Here is a 7,219-nt window from a genome sequence, read left to right as displayed (position 1 = left end):
CGAGGGTTGACCCATGCGGTGGCGCAACCCTAGGAAATCCGCGAAGACCCCGTAGCTCAGCAGGATAGAGCATCAGATTCCTAATCTGAGGGCCACAGGTTCGAATCCTGTCGGGGTCACCATAATTGTCGGGAGAGGCCGGTGAGCCACAGCGATGAGCCCGTCGACGGAGATCTGGTCAGCGCGCCGCGGAAGATTCCCGTCCCCGAGGAAGTGCAGGAGGCGGTTCGCACGTTGATCCGCTGGGCCGGGGACGACCCCGGCCGCGAAGGACTGCTCGACACGCCCGCTCGCGTCGGCCGCGCCTGGAAGGAATATGCCCGCGGCTACGAGGAGGATCCCTCGCACCATCTCACCCGGACGTTCGACGAAGTCGGCGGCTATGACGAGATCGTCCTGCTGAAGGACATCCCGTTCCAGTCGCATTGCGAGCATCATATGGCGCCGATCATCGGCAAGGCCTCGATCGCCTATCTGCCCGACGAACGGGTGGTCGGCATCTCCAAGCTTGCGCGTGTGCTCCACGGCTTCGCGCGCCGCCTGCAGGTGCAGGAGCGGCTCACGGCGCAGGTCGCCGACTGCGTCTGGGAGCATTTGAAGCCGCAGGGCGTGGCGGTGGTGATCGAGGCGACCCACGCCTGCATGACCGCGCGCGGCGTCCAGACGCCGGGCGTGATGATGACCACCAGCCGCATGATGGGCGTCTTCCGCCAGGACGAGCGCAGCCGGCGCGAGGTGCTCGCCCTGATGGGTTATTGAGCGTAGCCAGAGCATAAAGCGAAAAGGTGGGTACCGGCTTTTCGCAAGCAGCAATGCGGCATCAAACAAACATAGGGCAGGCTGCGATTCCATCTGCTCGCAGCTTGCCCGAACTGACCGGGGATCGAAGACGGCAGGACAAAGAAAAGGCCGCCGGCACCGGGTGCCGACGGCCTGTTCCTGACTATGGCGAAGCTCAGGCTTCTTCGGAACCCTCGTCTCCGTCTGCCGCCGGCGCCGCGGCGGGCGCTGCATCGGCATCGGTCGGGACCGTGCCCGGCTCGGCATTGGGATCGAATTCTTCGGTGAAGCCGGCAACGTCGCGCTCGAACATGTCGGCCATCACGTCGACGCCCTTGAGCTGAAGCTCGGCCTCTTCCGGCGAGCGGGCGACGTTGACTCGGATCTTCACCGAAACTTCGGGGTGAAGCGCAACCCGCACGTCCTGCATGCCGATCGCCTTGATGGGGCGATCGAGCACGATCTGGTTCTTCGCGACCTTGTGGCCCTGCGCTTCGAGCGCGTCGGCGAGGTCACGTGCCGAAACCGAGCCGTAGAGCTGGCCGGTGTTCGACGCCTGCCGGATCAGCTGGATGGTGGCGCCTTCGATCGTCTTGGCATCGCCCTGCGCCGCGGTGCGGCGCTCGGCATTGTCGGTTTCGATCCGCGCGCGATTGGCCTCGAACACCTTGCGGTTGGCTTCATTGGCGCGCAGCGCCTTGCCGTTCGGGAGCAGGAAGTTGCGGGCGTAGCCGTTCTTCACCTTGACGACATCGCCAATGTGACCGAGCTTCTCGATCCGCTCGAGCAGAATAACGTCCATGTGCGTCGCTCCTTATTTCACGACGTAGGGGAGAAGGCCGAGGTGCCGCGCGCGCTTGATCGCCTGGGCGAGCTCGCGCTGCTTCCTGGCCGAAACGGCGGTGATCCGGCTCGGGACGATCTTGCCGCGCTCCGAGACGAAGCCCTGGAGCAGACGGACGTCCTTGTAATCGATGACGGGCGCATCCTTGCCCGAGAAAGGGCAGCTCTTGCGGCGGCGGAAAAAGGGGCGTGCCATGTCTTTCTTCCTTAAATCTCGAATTCTTCACGGCCGCGGCTGCGACCCCCACGATCATCGTCGCGTCCACGGCCACGGTCACCACGATCGCCGCGGTCACCACGATCTCCGCGGTCACCACGGTCGCTGCGCTCGCTCCGGCGCATCATCGCCGACGGGCCTTCCTCATGCCCTTCGACGCGGATGGTCATGTAGCGGATGACGTCCTCGTTGATCTGGGTCTGGCGCTCGAGCTCGGCCACCAGCGGGGCCGGAGCGTCGATCTCCAGCATCACATAATGAGCCTTGCGGTTCTTCTGGATGCGATAGGCGAGGCTGCGCAGGCCCCAGGTCTCGGTCTTGACGACCTTGCCGCCATTGTCTTCGATGATCTTGGTGGCGGTTTCCGCCAGCGCGTCGACCTGGGGCTGTGCCAGGTCCTGACGCGCGAGAAACACATGCTCGTAAAGCGGCATGGCTCATGCTTCCTTTTCTTTTGGCCGATCGCTGACGCCGCACAATGCGAACGCCCCTCCGGCTATCGTTCACGTAATTCGTCTTGAAATGAAGCGGGGCGAGAGCGCTGAGCCTCCGCCCCGAACGCGCCGCATGTAGCGATTTCTGCGCCAAAGGCAAGTTCGCCCTGAGGATCGAGGTGAAGGCGGATCGGGCGCCCGCCTCGGCAGGCACGGGCGCCGCATTATGGCCGGCAGTTGACCATGGCCGGCCGCCTGCCTAGTCGCGCCGGGAGCAGGAGGAACCCAATGCGCGCATTCATCTTCCCCGGGCAAGGGAGCCAAGCGGTCGGAATGGGGAGGGCGCTTGCCGAGGCGAGCGCCGCCGCGCGAGCGCTGTTCGAGGAAGTCGACGACGCGCTCGGCCAAAATCTCACCCGGCTGATGGCCGAAGGGCCCGAAGACACTTTGACCCTCACCGAGAACGCCCAGCCGGCGATCATGGCGAATGCAATGGCGGTGCTGCGCGTGCTCGAGCGCGAGGCAGGCTTCGACCTTGCCGACAAAGCACAATTCGTCGCCGGGCACAGCTTGGGCGAATATACGGCGTTGTGCGCGGCCGGGACGTTCGACGTCGCGACCACCGCGCGTCTGCTCAAATTGCGCGGCCGCTCAATGCAGGCGGCGGTGCCGGTCGGCATCGGCGCGATGGCGGCATTGCTCGGCCTTGATCTGGCGCCGGTGCAGGAGGTGGCGGACGAGGCGGCGCAAGGCGAGGTCTGCGCGGTCGCCAACGACAATGCTCCCGGCCAGGTGGTCGTCTCAGGCCACAAGGATGCGGTCGAGCGCGCCATCGCGTTCGCCAAGACGGCAGGGGCCAAGCGCGCGATGATGCTGCCGGTCTCGGCGCCGTTCCACTGCCCGCTGATGCAGCCAGCCGCCGATGCGATGGCGGCAGCGCTCGCGGATGTGACTCTGCGGCCGCCGGTTGTCGTGCTCTATGCCAATGTGACGGCCGCGCCGGTCGAGGATCCTGCGGAGATCCGCGCCCTGCTGGTCGATCAGGTCACCGGCATGGTGCGCTGGCGCGAGAGCGTCGCGGCAATGGCGGCGGCCGGCGTCGATCATTTCGTCGAATTGGGCGGCAAGGTGCTTGGTCCGATGGTCAAGCGCATCGCCCCCGACAGCCGGACGAGCAGCGTGCAATCAATGGACGACATCGAAGCGCTGATGAGGGAGATTTGAGCATGTTCGATCTCAGCGGCATGACCGCGCTGGTCACCGGCGCGTCCGGCGGCATCGGTTCGGCTGTGGCCCGCGCGCTCGCCGCACAGGGGGCTCGGGTGGCGCTCTCGGGGACGCGCGAGGAGGCGCTCGAGGAGGTGCGGCGGCTGATCGGCGGCGACAGCCTGATCCTGCCCTGCAACCTTTCCGACAGCGAAAAGGTCGAGGCGCTCGTGCCGCAGGCGGTCGAGGCGCTCGGCAAGCTCGACATCCTCGTCAACAACGCCGGCGTCACGCGCGACAATCTCGCGATGCGGATGAAGGACGAGGAATGGAGCGACGTCATCCGCATCAATCTCGAGGCGGGCTTCCGCCTCGCGCGCGCGGCATTGAAGCCGATGATGCGCGCGCGGACCGGCCGGATCATCTCGATCACCTCGGTGGTCGGAGCGATGGGCAATCCGGGCCAGGCCAATTATGCGGCCTCCAAGGCCGGCCTGGTGGGAATGTCCAAAGCGCTGGCGCAGGAAGTCGCGAGCCGCAACATCACCGTCAATTGCGTCGCGCCGGGCTTCATCGTCTCGCCGATGACCGACGCGCTCGCGGACGCCCAGAAGCAGGCGTTGCTCGGGCGCATCCCGGTGGCGAGGCTGGGCGAGCCCGACGATGTCGCCGCCGCCGTGGTCTATCTCGCGAGCCGCGAGGCCGGCTACGTCACCGGCCAGACGATCCACGTCAATGGCGGGATGGTGATGCTTTAGCCGCTCCTCTTTTCGAGCGTATGAGCCGCTCGGCCCGGCTCCCCAAAAGCTTCGTCAAAGGCGCTTCCCGGCCGGTGCGGGGCTTGCAAGCCCAACCACCCGAGGCTAGGGCTCACCCTCGAAATCGCCAGTTTCCAGGAAGGGGCCACTATGAGCGAGACCGCCGAGCGGGTTAAGAAAATCGTCGTCGAGCATTTGGGTGTCGAGGCCGAAAAGGTCAGCGAGGAAGCCAGCTTCATCGACGATCTCGGTGCCGACAGCCTCGACATCGTTGAGCTCGTCATGGCTTTCGAGGAGGAGTTCGGGGTCGAGATCCCGGACGATGCCGCCGAGAAGATCGCCACCGTGAAGGACGCGATCGACTATATCGAGGCCAACCAGGCCTGAAGGGTGGGGCAGCGCCGCCGGCCCGGCGGATGAGCCGCTTTCACGACGGCTCCCCGTCCACGGCCGGGGGGCCGTTTTTGTCTGAATCCACAGGAGTTCTCGCATGCGCCGCGTAGTCGTCACCGGTCTCGGCCTTGTAACGCCGCTCGGCGGCGATGTTGAAACCAGCTGGCGCAACCTGATCGCTGCGCGGAGCGGCGCGACGCGGATCACGCGTTTCGACCCCTCCGATCACGCATGCCAGATCGCCTGCGAGATCAAGCCTCCCGAGCATGAATTCGGCTTCGACCCGAACAAGAGGGTCGATCACAAGGTCCAGCGGCAGGTCGATCCGTTCATCATCTACGGCATCGACGCGGCCGGGCAGGCGCTGGAGGATGCCGGCCTCACCGACATGACCGACGAGGAGCGCTATCGGACCGGCGTCTCGATCGGCTCCGGCATCGGCGGCCTTCCCGGAATCGAGAAGGAATCGCTGGTTCTCCATGAGAAGGGGCCGCGCCGCGTCAGCCCGCATTTCGTCCACGGCCGCCTGATCAATCTCATTTCTGGTCAGGTCTCGATCAAATATGGATTGATGGGCCCTAACCACGCGGTCGTCACCGCCTGCTCGACCGGCGCGCATTCGATCGGCGATGCGGCCCGGATGATCCAGCTCGACGATGCCGACGTGATGCTCGCGGGCGGCGCGGAAAGCGCCTTGTGCCCGCTCGGCATCGCCGGCTTCGCGCAGGCGCGGGCGCTGTCGACCAATTTCAACGATCAGCCCGAGCGCGCCAGCCGGCCCTATGACCGCGACCGTGACGGTTTCGTGATGGGCGAGGGCGCCGGCGTCGTCGTGCTCGAGGAATATGAGCGCGCCAAGGCGCGCGGCGCGAAAATCTATGCCGAGCTGGTCGGCTACGGCATGTCGGGCGATGCCTATCACGTCACCGCCCCCCATCCGGAGGGTGCGGGCGGCTATCGCGCGATGGAAATCGCGATGAAGCGGTCCGGCCTCAATCTCTCGGACATCGACTATATCAACGCGCACGGCACCTCGACGCCGCTGGGCGATGAGCTCGAGCTCGGCGCGGTTCGGCGGCTGTTCGGCAACGCGATCGGCCAGCTTTCGATGAGCTCCACGAAGTCGGCGATCGGCCATCTGCTCGGCGGCGCCGGCGCGGTCGAGGCGATCTTCTGCATGCTCGCGATGCGCGATCAAATCGTCCCGCCGACGCTCAACCTCGACAATCCGAGCGAAGGCACGATCGGCGTCGATCTCGTGCCGCATGTCGCCAAGGAGCGGCCGGTCAAGGCGGCGATCAACAACAGCTTCGGCTTCGGCGGGACCAACGCGAGCCTGGTGTTGCGGGCGCTCTGACCGCTGCGATGAAGAAGCTGCTGCTGATCCTCGCCGCTGTGACGGCGCTGGCGGCGGCAGCCATCTATATCTTCCTGTGGGCGGCGCCCGGCCGCGCGCCTGGCCCCCACACGATCATCGTCGAGGACGGCACGAGCCTCTACAAGCTTGCCGACCGGCTCGCTGCCGAAGGGGTGGTTCCCGGGAGCGCGGCAAGCTACCGCGCAATGGCGCGGCTGTTCGGCTCGTCCGATCCGATCCAGGCCGGCGAATTCCTCATCCCGGCCGGGACCAGCGGCGCCGAGGTGCTCGACATCCTCCAGCACGGCCGCCCGGTGCAGCGGCTGATCACGATCCCCGAAGGCATGCCGTCAATCCTGGTCTACGAAAAGGTCCTGGCCACGCCGAACCTGGTCGGCGGCGCGCCGGTGCCGAGGGAAGGCTCGGTCCTCCCCGACAGCTACAGCTACCAGCGCGGCGAAGCGCGGGCGGCGGTGCTGGAGCGGATGCAGCAGGCGATGACGCGCGAGCTCGACGCCTTGTGGGCCACAAGGAAGCCGCACAGCGTCGTCAGGACCAAGGACGAGGCGCTGATCCTCGCCTCGATCGTCGAGAAGGAGACCGGCAAGCCGTCCGAGCGGCGGATGGTCGCCGGCGTCTATTCGAACCGTCTCCGCCAGGGGATGAAGCTCGATGCCGATCCGACCGTCATCTATCCAGTGACCAAGGGCAAGCCGCTCGGCCGCCGCATCCTGCTTTCGGAGCTGCGGAGCCGCAACGGCTACAATACTTATGCGATGGCCGGTCTTCCCGTCGGGCCGATCGCCAATCCGGGGCGCGAGTCGATCGCGGCGGTGCTCGATCCGGCGCCAACGAACGCGCTCTACTTCGTCGCCGACGGCACCGGCGGGCACGTGTTCGCAGCGACCTTGGCCGAGCACAATCGCAACCGCGCCAATTGGTATGCGCTCCGCCGCCAGCGCGGCGAGATGTAGCTAGCTCGAGGGCGCTCAGGCGTCGGTTAAGAGCTTTGCGGTTGCGACGTAGCCGACCCGGTGATCGGAGCAACGATAGCCCCACGACCAGATCTTGCCCATGTCGAGGACCGCGAATGCCTCGCCGGGACAAAGCTCGTATAGCGCCTCCGAGGCTACGGACTCGTCCTGATGCGCCGCAAGCGGCTCGTCGCCGCACCAATAGATCACCGGCCGGGCATAACGGGGCGCAAGGACACGGCCGGCAAGCGCGATAT

General features: G+C 66.2%; 9 protein-coding genes, 1 tRNA gene and 1 pseudogene. 7 read left to right on the top strand and 4 right to left on the bottom strand.

The genetic code is table 11. The annotated features are described in order from the left end of the window. Positions 1-45 precede the first annotated feature (45 nt). Together V6M48_RS09405 and folE are read left to right on the top strand one after the other, a co-directional pair. Positions 46-122, top strand: a tRNA-Arg gene (locus tag V6M48_RS09405). Positions 123-141: 19 nt separating this feature from the next. After that, complete coding sequence (folE, locus tag V6M48_RS09400) at positions 142-759, top strand: GTP cyclohydrolase I FolE (protein ID WP_332812280.1); 618 nt, start codon at positions 142-144, stop codon at positions 757-759. A 196-nt stretch (positions 760-955) separates the two neighbouring features. On the opposite strand, the gene rplI is transcribed toward folE, so the two are convergent. From rplI to rpsF, 3 genes are read right to left on the bottom strand one after another with little or no spacing between them, the layout of a single operon-like run. Further along, on the bottom strand, positions 956-1,582 hold the full coding sequence (rplI, locus tag V6M48_RS09395; protein WP_332812279.1) for a 50S ribosomal protein L9: 627 nt from the start codon (positions 1,580-1,582) through the stop codon (positions 956-958). Positions 1,583-1,594: 12 nt separating this feature from the next. Further along, on the bottom strand, positions 1,595-1,819 hold the full coding sequence (rpsR, locus tag V6M48_RS09390; RefSeq protein ID WP_332812278.1) for a 30S ribosomal protein S18: 225 nt from the start codon (positions 1,817-1,819) through the stop codon (positions 1,595-1,597). Positions 1,820-1,830: 11 nt separating this feature from the next. Continuing rightward, on the bottom strand, positions 1,831-2,274 hold the full coding sequence (gene rpsF, locus V6M48_RS09385; RefSeq protein ID WP_332812277.1) for a 30S ribosomal protein S6: 444 nt from the start codon (positions 2,272-2,274) through the stop codon (positions 1,831-1,833). A gap of 288 nt (positions 2,275-2,562) precedes the next feature. Between rpsF and fabD the strand changes: the two genes are divergently transcribed. The 5 genes from fabD to mltG all read left to right on the top strand — a co-directional run bounded on the left by fabD (position 2,563) and on the right by mltG (position 6,962). Then, on the top strand, positions 2,563-3,498 hold the full coding sequence (gene fabD / locus V6M48_RS09380) for an ACP S-malonyltransferase (RefSeq protein WP_332812276.1): 936 nt from the start codon (positions 2,563-2,565) through the stop codon (positions 3,496-3,498). Positions 3,499-3,500: 2 nt separating this feature from the next. Continuing rightward, positions 3,501-4,238, top strand: a complete 738-nt coding sequence (fabG, locus tag V6M48_RS09375; protein ID WP_332812275.1) for a 3-oxoacyl-[acyl-carrier-protein] reductase — start codon at positions 3,501-3,503, stop codon at positions 4,236-4,238. 150 nt (positions 4,239-4,388) lie between these two features. Beyond that, positions 4,389-4,625 carry an acyl carrier protein gene (locus V6M48_RS09370; protein WP_332812274.1) on the top strand — a complete coding sequence of 79 codons (237 nt, stop codon included), beginning with the start codon at positions 4,389-4,391 and terminating at the stop codon, positions 4,623-4,625. A 103-nt stretch (positions 4,626-4,728) separates the two neighbouring features. Then, entirely contained in the window at positions 4,729-5,988 is a 1,260-nt protein-coding gene (gene fabF, locus V6M48_RS09365; protein ID WP_332812273.1) for a beta-ketoacyl-ACP synthase II, read from the top strand. Positions 5,989-5,996: 8 nt separating this feature from the next. Continuing rightward, the gene (gene mltG, locus V6M48_RS09360; RefSeq protein ID WP_332812272.1) at positions 5,997-6,962 is read left to right on the top strand and encodes an endolytic transglycosylase MltG; all 966 of its coding nucleotides are present in this window, start codon (positions 5,997-5,999) and stop codon (positions 6,960-6,962) included. Between the two features lie 15 nt (positions 6,963-6,977). On the opposite strand, the pseudogene V6M48_RS09355 reads toward mltG, so the two are convergent. Then, positions 6,978-7,219 (bottom strand): annotated as a pseudogene (locus V6M48_RS09355) (glycoside hydrolase); the annotation flags it as partial.

Source organism: Sphingomonas sp., assembly GCF_036677245.1.
Taxonomy (GTDB): domain Bacteria; phylum Pseudomonadota; class Alphaproteobacteria; order Sphingomonadales; family Sphingomonadaceae; genus Allosphingosinicella.
The sequence above is the reverse complement of the archived record's forward strand: the minus strand, read 5'-3'. Positions and strand labels throughout refer to the sequence as shown.

What these genes read in the sequence shown, in the direction of transcription:
- rplI (WP_332812279.1), bottom strand. Translation starts at nt 1,582, where the DNA reads ATGGACGTTATTCTGCTCGAGCGGATCGAGAAGCTCGGTCACATTGGC.
- rpsR (WP_332812278.1), bottom strand. Translation starts at nt 1,819, where the DNA reads ATGGCACGCCCCTTTTTCCGCCGCCGCAAGAGCTGCCCTTTCTCGGGC.
- rpsF (WP_332812277.1), bottom strand. Translation starts at nt 2,274, where the DNA reads ATGCCGCTTTACGAGCATGTGTTTCTCGCGCGTCAGGACCTGGCACAG.
- fabD (WP_332812276.1), top strand. Translation starts at nt 2,563, where the DNA reads ATGCGCGCATTCATCTTCCCCGGGCAAGGGAGCCAAGCGGTCGGAATG.
- fabG (WP_332812275.1), top strand. Translation starts at nt 3,501, where the DNA reads ATGTTCGATCTCAGCGGCATGACCGCGCTGGTCACCGGCGCGTCCGGC.
- V6M48_RS09370 (WP_332812274.1), top strand. Translation starts at nt 4,389, where the DNA reads ATGAGCGAGACCGCCGAGCGGGTTAAGAAAATCGTCGTCGAGCATTTG.
- fabF (WP_332812273.1), top strand. Translation starts at nt 4,729, where the DNA reads ATGCGCCGCGTAGTCGTCACCGGTCTCGGCCTTGTAACGCCGCTCGGC.
- mltG (WP_332812272.1), top strand. Translation starts at nt 5,997, where the DNA reads ATGAAGAAGCTGCTGCTGATCCTCGCCGCTGTGACGGCGCTGGCGGCG.